This window comes from Streptomyces sp. NPDC127038 (genome assembly GCF_042725875.1).
GTDB lineage: Bacteria > Actinomycetota > Actinomycetes > Streptomycetales > Streptomycetaceae > Streptomyces.
In genome coordinates, this window is the sequence record NZ_JBHXDQ010000052.1 from 13094 (window position 1) to 29947 (window position 16854).

At 71.5% G+C, this 16854-nt stretch carries 14 protein-coding genes and 1 pseudogene; 9 read left to right on the plus strand and 6 right to left on the minus strand.

Translation table 11 applies throughout. The features are described 5' to 3' along the window. Positions 1 to 20: 20 nt before the first annotated feature. From ACFWI4_RS29375 to ACFWI4_RS29395, 5 genes and pseudogenes are all read right to left on the minus strand, one after another. A complete protein-coding gene (locus ACFWI4_RS29375; RefSeq protein ID WP_387202173.1) occupies positions 21 to 455 on the minus strand; it encodes a hypothetical protein in 435 nt (144 codons plus the stop codon). 5 nt (positions 456 to 460) lie between these two features. Next, on the minus strand, positions 461 to 1078 hold the full coding sequence (locus tag ACFWI4_RS29380; protein ID WP_387202176.1) for a hypothetical protein: 618 nt from the start codon (positions 1076 to 1078) through the stop codon (positions 461 to 463). Positions 1079 to 1131: 53 nt separating this feature from the next. Beyond that, positions 1132 to 2178, minus strand: a complete 1047-nt coding sequence (locus tag ACFWI4_RS29385) for a hypothetical protein (protein ID WP_387202179.1) — start codon at positions 2176 to 2178, stop codon at positions 1132 to 1134. 168 nt (positions 2179 to 2346) lie between these two features. Beyond that, positions 2347 to 3368 (minus strand): annotated as a pseudogene (locus ACFWI4_RS29390) (hypothetical protein). After that, positions 3368 to 4024 carry a hypothetical protein gene (locus tag ACFWI4_RS29395; RefSeq protein WP_387202182.1) on the minus strand — a complete coding sequence of 219 codons (657 nt, stop codon included), beginning with the start codon at positions 4022 to 4024 and terminating at the stop codon, positions 3368 to 3370. The pseudogene ACFWI4_RS29390 and the gene ACFWI4_RS29395 overlap by 1 nt, the downstream one beginning before the upstream one ends. 870 nt (positions 4025 to 4894) lie before the next feature. On the opposite strand from ACFWI4_RS29395, the gene ACFWI4_RS29400 reads away from it, so the two are divergent. Further along, positions 4895 to 6748, plus strand: a complete 1854-nt coding sequence (locus ACFWI4_RS29400) for an N-acetylmuramoyl-L-alanine amidase (protein WP_387202289.1) — start codon at positions 4895 to 4897, stop codon at positions 6746 to 6748. A 71-nt stretch (positions 6749 to 6819) separates the two neighbouring features. On the opposite strand, the gene ACFWI4_RS29405 is transcribed toward ACFWI4_RS29400, so the two are convergent. Next, positions 6820 to 7581 (minus strand): hypothetical protein, encoded by a 762-nt coding sequence (locus tag ACFWI4_RS29405; RefSeq protein ID WP_387202185.1) that lies wholly within the window; start codon positions 7579 to 7581, stop codon positions 6820 to 6822. 88 nt (positions 7582 to 7669) lie between these two features. Between ACFWI4_RS29405 and ACFWI4_RS29410 the strand changes: the two genes are divergently transcribed. From ACFWI4_RS29410 to ACFWI4_RS29445, 8 genes are all read left to right on the plus strand, one after another. Continuing rightward, positions 7670 to 8167, plus strand: a complete 498-nt coding sequence (locus ACFWI4_RS29410; protein ID WP_387202188.1) for a winged helix-turn-helix transcriptional regulator — start codon at positions 7670 to 7672, stop codon at positions 8165 to 8167. 268 nt (positions 8168 to 8435) lie between these two features. Further along, a complete protein-coding gene (locus ACFWI4_RS29415) occupies positions 8436 to 8978 on the plus strand; it encodes an SRPBCC family protein (protein WP_387202191.1) in 543 nt (180 codons plus the stop codon). After that, positions 8978 to 10057 carry an LLM class flavin-dependent oxidoreductase gene (locus tag ACFWI4_RS29420; protein WP_387202195.1) on the plus strand — a complete coding sequence of 360 codons (1080 nt, stop codon included), beginning with the start codon at positions 8978 to 8980 and terminating at the stop codon, positions 10055 to 10057. The genes ACFWI4_RS29415 and ACFWI4_RS29420 overlap by 1 nt, the downstream gene beginning before the upstream one ends. A 232-nt stretch (positions 10058 to 10289) precedes the next feature. Next, entirely contained in the window at positions 10290 to 10823 is a 534-nt protein-coding gene (locus tag ACFWI4_RS29425) for a hypothetical protein (protein ID WP_387202198.1), read from the plus strand. A 183-nt stretch (positions 10824 to 11006) separates the two neighbouring features. Continuing rightward, positions 11007 to 12362, plus strand: coding sequence for a hypothetical protein (locus ACFWI4_RS29430; protein WP_387202201.1), 1356 nt, complete (start codon positions 11007 to 11009; stop codon positions 12360 to 12362). 206 nt (positions 12363 to 12568) lie between these two features. Then, positions 12569 to 14128, plus strand: coding sequence for a hypothetical protein (locus ACFWI4_RS29435; protein WP_387202204.1), 1560 nt, complete (start codon positions 12569 to 12571; stop codon positions 14126 to 14128). A 224-nt stretch (positions 14129 to 14352) separates the two neighbouring features. Next, positions 14353 to 15582, plus strand: a complete 1230-nt coding sequence (locus ACFWI4_RS29440) for an AAA family ATPase (RefSeq protein WP_387202207.1) — start codon at positions 14353 to 14355, stop codon at positions 15580 to 15582. Then, positions 15579 to 16826 carry a VWA-like domain-containing protein gene (locus ACFWI4_RS29445; RefSeq protein WP_387202210.1) on the plus strand — a complete coding sequence of 416 codons (1248 nt, stop codon included), beginning with the start codon at positions 15579 to 15581 and terminating at the stop codon, positions 16824 to 16826. Before ACFWI4_RS29440 ends, ACFWI4_RS29445 begins: the two co-directional genes overlap by 4 nt. Positions 16827 to 16854: the final 28 nt, after the last annotated feature.

Sequence of the window (16854 nt, forward strand, 5' to 3'; positions counted from 1 at the left end):
CCGTTTCTCCGTTGCCAAGTTCATTCCACACCTCGTTGACCCTTGGAGAGGCGCTGCTGCTTTTGTGTCGCCCCCATGGCCTCTACGCGCCGGCCGACTGCTCCGCAGCGTTCGCGGACTTCGCGAACGGGATGATCTCGGTGCCCGCGCCGGGCTGACCGTCCTCGGTGAACCGGAGGCTTCGCAGCGGCGACGACCGATACGGCGAGCGAGCCCAAGGAGACCTCACCCTCGAAAGAGTGCAGGCAGTTGGCGGCGTACACCACTCCGCTGTCGCCGAGGAACCGCGAGATCCGCTGCAGTGCCCGCGCCATCTCCGTCAGCGGCTGTTCGTCCGTCCCGGCTCTCGAAGAGCCGTACGCGCAGCGGGCGTTGACCTCGGCGCAGGCTGCGTCGAAGTCCATCCCCAACGGCACTTCCTCGAACTCGGCGGGTACGGAGAAGTCGATCCGCATCACCGTCAGCGCCCTTCGCCGGGGTGGCGGGGGCCGGGCGGCGGGGGCCCGATCCGGCCGGCCCGCTGCTGGTCGTACAGATCCACCAGCCGCCGGTTCTTCTCGTACCAGCGCTTCATCCACCGGGGGATCAACGTGGCGATCGCCGCCAGAGGGACGGCGAAGACCACCAGCACGGCGAGCGCCGCGCCCGGCCGGTCACGCAGTACCCCCGCGACGACGAAGCACCCGAGGCTGAGCAGCGCGACGAAGAAGGCAAAACGCTTTGCGCCGTTCGTTTCGTAGGCGGTGACACCCCGGCGAGCCGAGGCCATCTCTTCGGCCGTGACGGGCCGGGTCGTGCCCGGCCGCGCGGCGGGAGCGTCCCACGTCGGCAGGAGTGGGCCTCCCGCGCGCAGCCGTTCCTGAGTCTGCTGAGCACGTTGCCGAGCCGGCGGGGAGTCGTTTCGGACGAAGACCAGCCGGATGGTGCTGTTGCTCGGCATCTCAGTCGCCTGGAGGTCGTAGCCGGACTCGAAGCCGATCGCCGTGATCCTGTCGGAGTGTCTGCCTTCGAGACCGCCGAGAAGGAACTCGGCCCGGCCTCGCCCGTCGAAGCGGGACAGTATCTCTGGGTCTTTCATCGTGCGGCTCGCTTCCCCTGCCTGGCTGCTCTGTCCTTCTCACTGCCGGTCTCTCAGGCGTTCTCGAACGCCACGAGCAGATCGCCGCCCGGCAGTGCGGCCTCGATGGTCTGCCGGTCGTTCTTGGGAGCGAAGTATCCCAGTGCGGTCGGGTCCGCGATGAAGGCGGCGACCGTGTCCACCAGGCCGAAGTTGGCGGCCGCGTCCGCGGCGCGGCTGGCGGCGACGACCCTCGAGACGCCCCTGAAGGCGCCGCCGAACGGCAGCACGCCCAGGGCGTCCTGGGCCAGTGTCCGGTTGGAGACCACGGAGTCGCCGAGGGCCGCGATGGAGTTGGCGTGCTCCGCGAGCCACTTGACGGCGTCGGCGACCACCGCGTCGACGGCCTGGGCGACGATCTCGTCGAGCCCGTTCAGCGCCTTGCCGATGTCGAGGAGGGCATCCCCCAGTCTGTGGAGCGGGCCGGGCTCGTTCGGTGCGATGTTCATCGCCTTGTCGAGGCGCCTCGCGACGGCTCGGCCGTCCACGTCGTAGTCGTCGGCGAGTTTGCGCGCCTGGGCCCGTATTCGATCGAGGTCCGACTCGGCCGTGCTCGCCGCCAACTCCGCCGCGGATCTGTCCTTCTCGGCCCTCTCCTGCTTGCGCGCCTCGGCGTCGTCCGCCGGCGGCAGGCCGAGCGGAGGTCGGGGCGGCAGCCCGGCGAGCTTCTTCTTCGCCGCGTGCAGTGCGTCCTGGGCGTCCTGCGCCTGCGTCTCCAGGACCTCCGCATCGCGCTGCCACTCCGGCATCGCGTCGGCCCAGTCCTTCAGTGCCGTCGCGGCCTTGCCGAACGACCTTTTCGCCTTGTCGACCTTGGGCAGGAAGTCGTCGTCGAACTGCTCCCGGAACGCTTCGGCGTGGCGGCCCTTCCAGTCCCCCTCGCCCGTGCCGTGCAGTACATCGGATATCTCGGTCAACGCCTTGGCGGTGCGCTGCACGATGCCCGCCACGTGCCCGGCCGCGTGGGGCTCACCCGGGCAGGGCACGAATCCCACCGCGGGGAAACAGTCTTTCAGCGGTGAGGTCTGCGTGGGAGAGGGCCAGGCGAACAGGTCGCTCACGCGCAGTTCTCCCGTGACTTCCGCAGCTCCGCCTCGAGCTTGTCATCGAGATGCTCGAATGCCCGCTTCATCGTGTCGAGCTCTTTGACCGCCGCACCGGAGAACTTCTTGATCTGCTTGATCCCGTACGACCACTCGTCACCGAAGTCTTCCCCCCGTGCAGTTGGTCTAGCGGTTGACGGACTGGATCTCCTGGACGTCCATGTCCTGGGTGGTCTCGAACGTGCCGTCCGGCAGGTCCCCCTTCGCGCCGCCGCTGCCCTGCCAGGAGATCCGCCAGGTGATGGACGCGCTCAGCCGGTAAGGCTTCCCGTCCGTGGCGCGCCGGTAGGTGATGCCGCACTGCGGGGCCTTGCCGGCGTCACCCTTGGCGTACGGGGTACCGATGGAGCCGTCGTCGTCGATCGTGCAGTCACCGGATGCGGGGTACGTCTCGGCGTCGCCCGTGCCCGGGTTCAGGTGGAGGGCGACCGGCTTCGCCGTCGTCTCCGCCCACACTCCCGCGGCCGCGAGTTCGGCGCGGACCTTGACCTCTTTGAAGGTGCCCCTGTCCAGCCACACCCAGGTCGGCAGGTTCACCGTGGACCTGGTGGCCGGCTTCGCCTCGATCTCCGTCTTCGGAACCTTGATCCTGTTGTAGGCGTAGGCGGCGAGAACGTCAGGGGTAGGGGCGTGCTTGTTGGCGGGGAGCGTCCTGGCGTTCTGCCAGAACAGGGTGTCCTCGCAGTCGTACGACGCGGGGTCGTCGGCCCTGTCTCGTAGCCGTCCCCGCTGCCGGACTCCGCCTTGCCCTTCTCGTAGTGGTCCACCATCAGGTCCTCGCCCCAACTGAGGGTCGGTGTGACGGGCACCAGGTCCGTGTCGGGGTTCTTCTTGAGGCGGTCCACCGCCGCCTTGAGCGCCTGCGGCGTGGCCACCGGTTCGTACCAGCAAGCCGGGGGCTTCCAGTTGGGGTCCACGGGAGCGAGGGCCTTGGGCGTGGTGCCTGAGGCGCCGCTGACCTGCGTGACCTTGATCTGGGTGGCGGTGGCTTTGGCATTCAGCGTGTTGCCGGATGCGCCGCCGGAAGGTGTCGAGGAAGGGGGCTTGTTGTCCTGATCCCCGATGGCGCCGTAAGCCGCTGTTGAGGAGAGGACCACCGCGTAGACCGACGTGGCCAGCAACGTGCACGTCTTGGCTGCGAAGCTCATCAGCCGCAGGCTCCCGGAACCACCGTCGAGGACGTGGTCTTCCAGACGCCTTGGGGGTTCTTGTCCAGTCGGTTGCGGTACTGGATCACGTTCTCGGGCTTGTCGGCGGTGGTGGTGATCTTCGCGGTCCTGCGGTTCTTCGTGGACGCCTTGCGTTCGTCGACGCAATAGAAGAGCACGCCCGAGCCGGTGTCGTTGATGTGGACCCGGGGGTCGAAGGCTCTGACGCTGCCGATCAGACTCTCGTCGTCGTCGACGAACTGCTTGATCCACTTGTGGGCTGTGGCCAAGGTCGCATCCGAGTTGTAGAACGCCACGGCGTCGGAATTCAGATCCCCCTCGATGACCGCGGCGTACTCCGACCTCAGTTCCTCCCGGCCGTCGTTCAGGATCGCCTGGAGCTTCGGATCGCTGTTCGTCCAGCCTTCGAAGTTCGCCTGGAACTCCTTGGAGAGCGTGATCTTCGGCCGCCCGGCGACGTCCTGCCCCGCCGGAGCGGAAGCGCTCGCGCTCGCTGAGGCCTTCTCTTGGCCGGCGTCCGCGCCCTTGATCTTGTCCGAGGACGATTCGTCGCCCCCTCCGGAGCCGCAGGCGGTCAGCAGCAGGGCCGTGGATGCGGTGAGCGCGACTACGACGAGCCGGGCAGGGCGGTTCACTTGGGACTCCTGTTGAGGTGGGGGTTGCGCGAGTAAACCAACGCTATCCGTGGGACATGCGGTGACACCACCTGAGATCCCGTCAGGAAGGGACAACAGGCTCTTGACGTATGGCGGTTTGGCCGTCCATGCCCACGCGTCCTGTGCCTGGTTGCCACGCTTCAGGTGGCCGACTGAGCTCCGGAGGGTGCGGGTCCCGCGACAGGGGCATCGGGGTCGTCGTCGCGGACTTACCCGATAGCAACCAGGACGGTGACGCGCGTGTCGGGGTCTCTGCGATCAAGGATGGGCGGGCCGCCGTCCGGGGCACACCCGGGGCGCGTGACGATCCTGACCTCCGGCGTGGAGGACGTCGCGAAGCTCACCGCTGAACATCCTCGGGTGGCGGCCGAAAAGGTCTGAACCGAGCGGTTGGAGTCCCTGATCGGTCGCCGGGCCGTGCACGTCGTTCGCGCGCCCCGAACGTGCCGTATACGCATCTCGGGCCACTCCACTGCACGGCCGATTTGGCCTCGGCTCTTGCCGGCCACCGCGGGAGCGCTGTGACGTTTTATTGACGTGATGTCAAAATGTGTTCTGTCGCTGTGAGTTGTCTCACCGGTAAAGGTGCCTGCCGGGTGCGGAGCGCCGTGAAGCGCCGCGTACCTTGGGCGGGCAGAACTCTCTCGGGGGTTTCCGCTGTGCGGAGATCTCCGGAATTCCCTGATTTCCCTGTCGAAGTGTCAATGGTTCCGGCGTACGGCCGGACATTGATTTCTTCCCATTCGCCCGGGAGTAGCGAAACACGTGAAGACGAAGAGAACGGCGGGCCGTGTGGTCCGGAGGCGGCTGGTCGGGTTAGCTGCTGCGGGTGCGCTGGCCGCGGGGGGTCTGGCCGTGCTGGTGCCGGCCGCCGCTCAGGCCGACAGTGCCGTGCGGGCGGGAACCGGCGCCGCGGCGGGGGCCGGTGCGCGGCAGCACGCGTTCGCCGTTGCCGCCGCCAAGTACCACGTACCCGTACGGGTGTTGCTGGCCCTGGCGTATCAGGAGTCGGCGTGGGACGCCCACTCCGGGCAGATGAGCACCAGCGGTGGCTACGGGCCGATGCATCTCACCGAGGTCACCCCCGCCATGCTGGCCGGCGGTCCGGCCGGGGCCGTGGGGCGGGCCGATCTCGCGGACCGGGCGGAGGATCCCGCCCTGCACACGCTGCGGGCCGCGGCGAAGCTCACCGGTCTGAGCCCTGCCGCACTGCGTGACGACCCCGCGGCGAACATCGCGGGCGGGGCCGCGCTGCTGGCGTCCTATCAGAAGGCCCTGTCCGGCGGCCGGTCCACGGACGCGGGACAGTGGTACGGGGCCGTGGCCCGCTACAGCGGCTCGGCGCAGAAGCGGAGCGCAGCCGCGTTCGCCGACCGCGTCTTCGCCACCGTCAGGTCCGGTGCCACGCGGGTGACGCAGGACGGTCAGCGGGTGTCGCTGGGCGCCGACGACAACGTACGTGTCGCGACGGGCCAGTTGAGCAAGCTCTCCCTCGCCGGGGTCGCGGCGACGACGGCGACCGAGTGCCCGCCGGAGGTGTCGTGCACCTTCGTGCCCGCGGCCTCGTCCAACGGCCAGGTCTCCAACCGTCCGGCCAACGGCATCAGGATCGACACGATCGTCATCCACGACACCGAGTCGTCGTACGACGCGGCCATCGCGACGTTCCAGAACGCGGGCGGCAGCTCCGCGCACTATGTGATGCGGTCCTCGGACGGCGCGGTCACGCAGATGGTGCCCACCAAGGACATCGCCTTCCACGCCGGGAACTACTCGACGAACCTGCACTCCATCGGCATCGAGCACGAGGGCTACGCCGCGCACGGGGGCACCTGGTACACCGAGGCGCAGTACGAGGCCACGGCGTCCCTGGTGCGGTATCTCTCCGACCGCTTCGGCATTCCGCTGGACCGTGAGCACATCATCGGCCACGACAACGTCGCCGGTCCCAGCTCCAGTCTCGTCTCCGGCATGCACTGGGACCCGGGTACGTCCTGGGACTGGGAGCACCTGATGAGCCTGCTCGGCGTTCCGGCGACGGGCGAGCACGGCGTCGGGCCGGTCGGGTCGGCGGTGACGATCACCCCCGGGTTCACCGACAACCAGCAGACCGTGCAGATCTGCCCCGGCGACGACCCCACCGGTGCCACCACGGCGTGCACCGAGCAGCAGCAGTCCTCCAACTTCGTGTTCCTGCGCACCGATCCCAGCGACACGGCCCCGCTCTTCGGCGACCAGGCCGTGCACAAGGGCGCGGCCGGCACCGACCGCATCAGCGACTGGGGATCCACCGCGCAGGCGGGGCAGCAGTTCGTGGTGGCCGGCGTCGACGGCGACTGGACCGCCATCTGGTACAGCGGCTCCATGGTGTGGTTCTACAACCCCGGCGGGGTCAACACCACGCCCGCGCACGACGTGACGCTGGTCTCCGCCGCGGGCACCACGCCGGTGGCGGTCTACGGTTCGAGCTACCCCGACCGGGCCGAGTACCCCGCGGGCCTCTCGCCCTCGACGCAGGCGCCGATCAGCTACTACACCGTCCCCGCCGGGCAGTCGTACGTCGCCACCCGGCCGCCCGCCCACACCGACGACTACTTCACCTCCGGAGCGGTCGTCACCGGCGCCAAGCAGATGTACACCATCCAGTACAACCACCGTGTCGCGCTGGTCTATTCGTCGGACGTGACGGCCGCCGCCGGCTGACGTCCCGCGGACCCGCTTGTGATGTTTGTCGTGCCCGGCGCCTCTTGAGGCGCCGGGCACGACACCGTCCGTCAGCGGCCGGAGCGTTCCTGCCGCGGCGGACCGGGCGGTACGGCGTCCTCCGGCGGTACGGTGCCGTCCCGCGGGGCGTCGTCCTCGGGCCCGGCCGGGGTCAGTGCCTGAGCCCGCTCCCGCTCCCGCATCCTGCGCCGGTGCCCGCCGTGGTCCGGGCGCCCCTTGTACCCCTTGGGCTGCCAGATGTTGCCGTGCCAGAGGCCGGGCGGAGCCCAGCGGGAGCAGGCCTGTTCGACGTCCGTGGTCACGTTGACCATCCGGGTGAGCTCGATGCGGTACCGCAGCCGCGGGAGGCCCTCTACCGGCGGGGTGGCGTCTCGTACGTAGCGCCACAGCAGGGGGTGATCGCGGTCGAGGTCCCCGTGAGGGAACAGTTCGAGCGTCGCGGTGCCGCCGACGACAGCGGCGTCACCGGTGGAGTGGACGCACACCCCGGCCAGCGAGTCCCAGGTCAGCAGCGTGTCCCCTGCGGAGCCGAACCACCACCACCCGGTGGCGTCGAAGACGAACCGGTCCTCCAGTTCGACCACCGCCGCGATCAGCATCAGGACGCCGAAGAGCGCGACGAGACCACCGCCGACGACGAGCGTCCACCGGGCCGCGGCACCGTCCACCAGCGCCGCACCGGTCAGTCCGGCGGCGGCGACGCCCAGCGAGACGGAGGCGACCACGACACAGGTCCTGGCCTCCCGCCGCCCGTACGGCACGGCGGTCGCGTCCTTTGACGGCCGCTCGGGCAAGCTCCCCCCGGTGCTCATGACAACCACTGTACCGACCGCCGCCCTACGGCGTCGGCTCTGCGCCGAGCTGCTGGGTCCGTTTTCGAGACCCTCGTATGCTGGGCTCGTGAGGCGGACATCATTTGCGGACTGGCCCTGTTCCATCGCACGCACGATGGACCTGCTGGGCGACTGGTGGACGCCCCTCGTGCTGCGCGAGGCGTTCTACGGGATCAAGCGCTTCGACGCGTTCCAGCAGGAGCTCGGCATCGCGCGCAACACCCTCACCGACCGGCTCCGCCGCCTGGTCGACGAGGGACTCATGGAGAAGCGGGCCTACCAGACGGACCCGGTGCGGTACGACTACGTGCTCACCGAGATGGGCCGGGACTTCTTCGGCGTGCTGGCCGCCATGAACAGCTGGGGCAACCGCTGGCTCAGCGGTGAGCAGGGACCGCCGGTCGTCTTCCACCACGACCGCTGCGGGCACGAGAGCGAGGCCGCGGTCGTGTGCGCCGACTGCGGCGAGCCGATGACGGCCGATGACACCCACCCGCGGCTCGGCCCCGGCTACCCGCCCCGCCTCGCCGAACGGCCGGACGTCCAGAGGCGTTTCACCGCCTGACCGCGGAACGGCTTCCGGTGGCCGGCGTCCTCTTCGGCTCTCGTTCCGGATCCTTTCGACTCTTCCTCCGGATCCTTTCGGCCTCCGCCCCCTTCGGGTCCGCCCCCCCCCCCCCCCCGCGGATTCCGCCGCCCTTCGGGTTCTTCCCGCTTCCGGCCTCCGTGCCAGGAGCGGTCTTCCTTGACACCACAGTCTATCTACGCAACTCTCAAGGTCAGGGCCCTGTGGAGGGTGAGCTTCCTGGGGACGAGAGGAAGGCCGGAGACTGATGGAGTGGACGGGCGCGCGCTACGCGGACCAGCCGACCGTCGAGGCACGGACACGGATCGACGCTCCACCGCGCCGGGTGTGGGACCTCGTCTCCGACATCCGGCTGATGCCCGACCTGAGCGGGGAGCTCCAGTCGGTCGAGTGGCTGGACGGGGTGACGGCGCCGGCTGTCGGCGCCCGCTTCCTGGGCCGCAGCAGGCACGAGTCGCTGGGGGAGTGGGAGACCACCTCGTACGTGGTGGAGTGCGAGCCCTGCCGGACGTTCGCCTGGGCCGTTGGGGACCCCGAACGGCCCAGCGCGCTCTGGCGGTTCGTTCTGGAGGAGGCCGAGGGGGCGGAGGGCGCCGGCGGCGGTACGGAGCTGACCCAGTGGATGCGGATGGGGCCGGGCCGTTCCGGGCTCTCGTTCGCGATCGACCGGATGCCGGATAAGGAACAGAAGATCGTGTTCGTACGGCTGCGGGAGTTCGAGCGGAGCATGACGGACACCCTCGCGGCGATCAGGAAGCTGGCCGAGAGCGCGGAAGGGGCGGAGGCGTGATGCGTACCTCCACGACGATCGAGGCGTCGTCCGGCGACTGGCGGGAGACCGTCGACTTCGTGGTCGAGGCCGAGAAGCTCGGGATGGACATCTGCTGGGTCGCCGAGGCCTGGGGTTCCGAAGCCCCTTCTCCGCTGGGCTACTTGGCGGCACGGACCGACCGGATGCTGCTCGGCTCCGGGATCATCCAGCTCGGGACCCGCACCCCGGCCGCCATCGCCCGTGCCGCGATCACGCTCTCCAACATCTCCGGCGGGCGCTTCCTCCTCGGCCTCGGGCCGTCCGGGCCCCAGGTGATCGAGGGGTTGCACGGGGTGCCGTTCGCGCGCCCGCTGTCCCGGATGCGGGAAACCGTGGAGATCGTCCGGCGGGCCGTCGCCGGGGACAAACTCTCGTACGAGGGGAGGGAGTTCACGATCCCGCTGCCGGGCGGTGAGGCGCGGCCGATGCGGATGTCCATCCGTGCCGAGCACGAGCTGCCCGTCTATCTCGCCACGCTCTCGCCGAAGATGCTGCACCTGACGGGCGAGGTCGCCGACGGCTGGCTGGGCACCAGCTTCGTGCCCGAGGGCGCCAAGGAGGCGTACTTCGACCATCTGGACGCGGGCCTCGCGGCGGCGGGCCGTGTCCGCTCCGACCTCGACGTCTGCCAGGGCGCCGAGGTGGCGTTCGCGGAGGACGAGGACGCGCTGCGCGCCATGGTCGCCGGCCGCAAGAAGGAACTCGCCTTCAGCCTCGGCGGGATGGGCTCCGCCACGACCAACTTCTACAACGCGGCCTACAGCAGGCAGGGTTGGGCGGAGATCGCCGCCGAGATCCACGAGCGCTGGCAGGCAGGGGACCGGGACGGCGCCGCCGGGCTCGTGACCGACGAGATGGTTCTCGGCACCACCCTGATCGGCACCGAGGACATGGTCCGCGCACGGCTTCGTGTCTGGCGCGCGGCGGGGGTCGACACCGTCCGGTTCTATCCGGCCGGCGGGACCCTCGACGAGCGGCTCACGACGCTGGGGCGCGCGCTGGATCTGGTGGCGGAGGAGAACCGGGCGAACGCCGCACGGGCCGCGGAAGCCCGGTGACCATCGAGTAGCTCCCGTCGGGTGGCTCCCGTCGGGTGGCTCGGATCGAGCAGCTCCCGTCGAGTGACTCCCCTGGAGCCGACCGGGTGCGCCCCGACCCGACGGCAGTCGGCCGTCACCCGGTCGGCGGAACCCCCGTGGCGGGCGGGGGAACGGCGGCGGACGCTCGAACTCCCCGGTGCTTCCGGCGCGGGGGCGGCCTGCGGCCGACAGCGCAGCGAGGTGGTCGAACATGAGCCAGGATTCTCCGAAGCCCCCGGGCCCCCCGCCCGGCGGCGGCACGGGATCCCAGCCCAGCGGCGGAGACATGCCGCTGTGGGGAGACCAGTGGTCCGGAGCGGGTCCCGCCGCGGGCGGCATGGGGCCGCCGCCCACCGGCAGCAGCGGCTGGGCGGCCGGCGGAGTCACCTTCGCGGGTGTCCTCATGCTGGTCAACGGCGGCCTCAACATCCTCCAGGGCATCTCCGCGATAGCCAAGGACGACGTCTACGCGCGCGTGAACGACTACGTCTACCGCATCAACCTCACCGGCTGGGGCTGGATCCTGCTGATCCTCGGCGCCGTCGCCGCCGTCACCGGCTGGGGGATCCTCAAGGACGCCAAGTGGGCCCGGGTCACCGGCATCGTGCTGGCCTCGCTGAGCATGCTCTTCCAGTTCATGTTCCTGCCGTACGCGCCGATCTGGTCGGTCATCCTGCTGGCCATCGACGTCTTCGTCATCTGGGCCCTGGCCACGTACCGGCCCGACGCCCCGCACTCGCGCTGACATGTCCCTCCCCGCGGCGCCTCGCCGGGCGAGGCGCCGCGGAGAAGGGCCGTCCCAGTGCCGGAGCACCCCATGAAGCGGACCGAGCGGAACGAGACAGGCCATGGATGACGTGACCGACCGGACGCGAGCGGGTCTGCCCGCGCGCGGTGCCGCGGGCACCGGCGACGCTCCGGAGACGACGTGAGCACCGGAGACCCGAGCGGCGCCGCGAACGGCCGCGGCGCGGGCGCCCCCGACGCACACGAGATCGCCGAACTGCGGGCCAGGGTCGCCGAACTGGAGCAGCGCGCGCCGAGACGCGAGCACCATCGCGTCCGGTCGTCGTTCGCGGTCGTCCTGGTCCTCCTCGCGGCCCTGCTCACCCCGCTGAGCGCCGTCGCGGCCTGGTCGAGCGATCTGATCGGGAACACCGACCGGTACGTCTCCACGATGCAGCCGCTCGCCTCCGACCCCGACGTCCAGAACGCCGTCGCCAACCGGGTGACCGACGCGGTGATGCAGCACGTCGACGTGCAGACGCTGCTGGAGTCCGTCGCCCCCGCCGACCGGCCGCGGCTGACCAAGGCCCTGGGGCCGCTCAGCGGTCCGATCACCAGCGGCCTCACCGACTTCGTGCACACCGTGGCGCTCAAGTTCGTCAGCAGCAAGGCGTTCGCCACCCTGTGGACCGAGCTCAACCGCAAGGCGCACGCCGCCGTCGACAAGGCGCTGACGGGCAAGGGCGGCGGAGCGGTGAAGCTCACCAACGACGCCGTCGTCATCGACCTCGCCCCCGTCATCGACCAGGTCAAGACGTCCCTCGTCGACCGGGGACTCGGTGTCGCCGCCAAGATCCCGCAGGTGCACACCGACTTCACCGTGATGACCTCCGACTCCATCGGCAAGGCCAAGAGGCTCTACCGGCTCCTCGAACTGGTCGGGTTCTGGCTGCCGGTCCTGACCCTGCTGCTGGCGGCCGGCGGTGTGCTGCTCGCCGTCCGCAGACGCCGTGCCCTGGTCACCGCGGCACTCCTGGTCGCGGCCGGTGCCGCCGTCCTCGGCATCGCCCTGTGGATCTTCCGGGCGGTCTATCTCGACGGTCTCCCGGCGAACGTCTCCCAGCCGGCCGCCGCGTCGGTCTTCGACACGCTGGTGCGCTATCTGCGGACCTCGGTACGTCTGGTCATCACCCTCGGCATCATCGTGGCGCTTGCGGCGTGGCTGACCGGCAGCGGCCGGGCGGCCCGGCGGGTCAACGCCGCCTGGACCGGCGGTATCGGTGCCGTGCGGACGGCGACCGGGGTGGAACTCGGCGCGGTCGGAGCGTGGGTGCACCGGGTCAAGACGTGGCTCAACTGGACCGTGGTCGTGGTCGCCGCCGTCATCCTGCTGGTCTGGAACTACCCCACGGCCGTCGTCACCGTCTGGATCGCCGTACTGGCCCTGGTGGCGCTGGCGGTGGTCGAGTTCCTCGACGACGACGGCACCCCGCATCTGGCCGGCCCCGGCCCCGGCGAGGGACCGGCCGCGGGGGCCGCGGCGAAGAGCCCGGCCTGACCGGCAGAGCACGGTTCCGGCGCCCCGAGCCGTGCCCTCCGGCGTCCTCAGTGTCCTTCGGCGTCCTCCGGCATCCGTCGGCGGGCGCCGGAGCGGTGTGCGGGGAAAAACCGACTGACAGATCGTCGGCCCGGGGTTACTGTCGCCCCGATGACGACTTCCACCTCCATCAGATCGGAGGCCCCGTCCGCGCAAGGTGAGTGCTGATGCTCACTTCGACCGCGTACGAGGATTCCTCCCTCTCCTTCTGGCCGCGCGTGCGTGAATTCGCCGTGCCGCCCACCATGATCGAGACCGCGACGTTCCGCCGCCTGCGCGGTGACTGGGCGGGGGCGTGTGCCGCCGCCGGCGTCGACCTCGACTTCGATCTGCGCTCGACGGCCCGCGCGTACGGCCGCGAACTCGTCTCCAGGGTCCGCCGCGATCTACGGCATCTGGCTCCCGACCTGCTGCGCTGGCACATGCCGAGAGTCGCCCCCGACGGTCTGCTGCGTCCCGGCCTCACCATCACCCTGGCCCGCTACGCGGGCGCGGGACGCGACGGCGTACGTCCCGTGCATCTCGTGGCCCGTACTCCGCCCGCCTGGGCGGACGGCGGCCAGCGGATCAGCCTCGCTCTCTGGGACGCGGCTTCCGGCGGCTTCCCCGACCGGTTCTCCGCAGGCCGGTTCTCCCCGGGCGCGTTCCCGCCCGACGCCGGGGTCCGCCGCCATCCGCATCCACGTCCCAGCCGGCGCTACCGGCTGGACCTGCACCGGCACCTGTGGGACACCCGCAGAACCGGTGAACTGCGGGTCCGTTCCGGGGCCGACCTGCCGACGGGCGACGCCGCTCGGGGGAGCGCGGATCCACCGGGTCCGGTGCCCGCGGGGCTAGGCTGCGCGGTCGCCCGGTGGGCGGACGAGGCGGCGATCCTGCTGCGCGACGAGGGGCGTACGGCCGGCACGGTCACCGTGCGGCTCGGGACCCGCAGACGGCTGTTCCTGGAGCTGGTGGCGGCCGCGGAAGGCGAGGGGCCGCTCTCTCTGCGGATCACCGCCACGCCGCCCGCCGACGGGACCGGCGGCGGTCCCGCCGTGCCGGTCCTGCCCGACGCCGCGACCTGGGTGCTGCCCGACCTGGCGCTGATCCGCGCCGGAGCCGTCGAGACCGGGCGGCTGCACCCGCTGGTCGCCTCGGCGCTGGCACCGGACCGGGCGTCGGCGCTGGCACCGGACCGGGCGTCGGCAACGGCACAGGACCGGATGTCGGCGGCCCCGGCCATGGTGTCAGCGGCGGCCCCGGGCACGCACCCGGCCGTGGCCGACCCGCACGCGGACCCGGCCGGAGCGGCGCGGCTCGTGGAATGCCGGGGAGCCGTGCACCGGATCGGCCTGGTCGACGGGGTGCTCGCGCCGCTCGACCACGATCCGGCCGAGATCCGCCGGGAAGAGCTGCTGGTCGCCCTGACCGGCACACCGCTTCCCTGTCTCAGGGCGATCGACGAGGCGCACCGGCGGCCGCACTGTCTCGTGGGCGTCCGCGAACGGCTGCGCCACGGTGACACCGCCGGTGCGCTGGCCGTCGTCGAGGGGCTGCTGGGTCCCGACGCGGTGCTGCGACAAGGCGCGCTGCGGGACGAGCTCCGGGCCGCCGCGCTGCGGCGCGTCTCCTACGGACTGTTCCGGTCCGGTCTGACCGGTCCCGGTCCCGCCACCCTGCTCGCCCCGGGGCCTGCGCGACCCCGCGGCCACCGCTCCCACCCGCGTGACACGACCGGCCGCTGACCCCGCTCGCCCCTGACCGAGGGCCGACGGCCGCTGAACCCGGCCGAGGGGCAAAGGAGCAACGGCCACCGCCCGTCGACGGCCGCTCAACCCCGCCTGCCCCCTCGCAAGCTCACCCCCACCCCCTCCCAAGCTCAACCCCATCTCCCCGCAAGCCAGTTGACCGCCCCCGGGCCAAGTCCCGTACACACACAGCCCCTTCGCGAATCCAAAGGTGATCAGACATGCCCACGAACCACCCCCTCGCCGACCAACTGGACATCGCCGACGCCCTGTCGGCGCTGCTGCGCGACTCCGCCACCGAACCGCGCCCCGACCCTCAACTGGAGGCGCTGACCCTCGCCGTCGCGGCCGATCTGCCCGTCCTGCTCTGGGGCGAACCGGGGATCGGCAAGACCGCCGCCCTGACCCAGCTCGCCGAGACCCTGGAGCTGCCGCTGACCACGGTGATCGCCAGCGTCCACGAGCCCTCCGACTTCTCGGGGCTGCCCGTCCTCGGCGACGACCCCGCGGAGCAGGGCGTACCCATGGCCCCGCCGGACTGGGCCGTGCGGCTCGTGCGCGCCGGCCGCGGGCTGCTGTTCCTGGACGAACTGTCCACCGCACCCCCGGCGGTCCAGGCCGCGCTGCTCCGCCTCGTCCTGGAGCGGCGCATCGGAGCCCTCCGACTCCCGCCCGGCGTACGTATCGTGGCCGCCGCCAACCCCCGCTCCTCGGCCGCCGACGGCTGGGAACTGAGCCCGCCGCTGGCCAACCGGTTCGTCCATCTCCAGTGGGTCCACGACCACGAGGTCGTCGTCCGCGGACTGGGCGGCACCTGGCCCCGCGCGACCCTGCCGCGGCTCGATCCGCACAAGCTCCCGGAAGCCGTGGACTTCGCCCGCCGCGCGGTGTGCGGACTGCTCGCCGCCCGCCCCGGACTCGTCCACCGGCTGCCGAGCGGCGAGACCCGCCGGGGCGGTGCCTGGCCCTCGCCCAGGAGCTGGGAGACGACCCTGAGGCTCATCGCCTTCGCGCATGCCGCCGGATCCTCACGGGACGTGCTCTCCCTGCTGGTCAGGGGCACCGTGGGCGACGGTCCGGGGCTGGAACTGCTGGCGAGCGTGGACCGGATGGACCTGCCCGACCCCGAGACCCTGCTCGCCGACCCGGAGGGCGCCGTCCTGCCCGAGCGGGGTGATCTGCGCCAGGCCGTTCTCGACGGCGTGGTGGCCGCGGTCCGTACACGGCCCGCCAAGGACCGCTGGGACGCGGCCTGGGCACTGCTCGTACGGGCGCTGGACACCGGCGCCCCCGACCTGGTCGTCGTGCCCGCGACCACGCTCGCGACGCTGCGCCAGGAGGACTGGGACATCCCCGCGTCCATCGAGCGGCTGTCCGGAGCGGTGGCCCTGTCCCGGCGCGCGGACGACGCCGCGGCCCGCGTCGCCGTCGCCGCCGGAGCACGCCGATGACGGCCGTCGCGCCCAGGACCCTGGAGCTGGACCTGGACAAGCTGTTCGCGGCCCGCCTGCACGCGGCGCGGGCCCGGCCCTACCTGGCGACGGCCCTGTTCGCCCTGCACACCGTCGAGTCCCGCTGGGTGCCGACGATGGCCGTCGACCGGCACTGGCGCTGTTACGTCTCGCCCGGGTTCGTGGACCGCATGCCGGTCGAGGACCTGGCCGCGGTCTGGGTGCACGAGGTCTCTCACCTGCTGCGCGACCATCACGGCCGCAGCGAGCGGTTCGCCCGCGAACACGGGCTCACCGGTGCGGCCGAGCGGCTGCGGATGAACATCGCCGCCGACTGCGAGATCAACGACGACGCGTTCGGCGAGGGGCTCGTCAGGCCCGAGGGCGCCGTCACACCCGAGTTCCTGAGCCTGCCGTCCGGCGAGCTCATGGAGGACTACCTCCGCCAGTTCCGGCTCGGGCCGCTCACCCAGAGCCTGGCCTGGCTGGACTGCGGCAGCGGCGCCGACGGACGCGAACGGGACTGGGACCTCGGGCCGGACGGGGCGCACGGCCTCAGCGAGCAGGAACGCGACGCGGTCCGGTTCCGGGTCGCGCAGGGGATCAGGGCCCGCCCCGGAAGGAACCCCGCGCAATGGGAGCGATGGGCGGAGGAGGCCTTCCAACAGCCGCAGCCGTGGCGGGAGTTGCTGGGGGCCGCGGTCCGCTCCGCGGCCTCCGCGCCCGGGGTGGGGGAGGACTACACGTACGGCCGCCCGTCGCGACGCTCCGCCTCCGTGCCCGGGGTCGTCCTGCCGAGCCTGCGCCGCAGACCGCCACGGGTCTCGGTGGTCATCGACACCTCGGGGTCGGTCAGCGACGCGGAGCTGGGCAGCGCCCTCCTGGAGGTCGCGGCGATCTCCCGGGCGGTCGGCGGCCGACGGGACCTGGTCACCGTGGTCCCGTGCGACGCGGCGGCACGGATCGCGCACCCGCTGTGCCGGGCCGAGGGCATTCCGCTCCTCGGCGGCGGTGGCACCGACCTGCGGTCCGGGTTCACCAAGGCGCTACGGGCACGGCCCCGCCCGGACGTCGTCGTGGTCCTCACCGACGGCCAGACCCCCTGGCCGGCGGAGCGCCCGCCGTGCCGGACGGTGGTGGGCCTGTTCCCCCGCGGCCGGTCGGACGCCTCGTGGGACGAGGACGACCCCGAGTACGTCCCCGACGAACCGCCGGCCTGGGCGCGTGTCGTCGAGATCGGGTAGGGCCTGTCCGACGAGCAGGAGCCGCCGC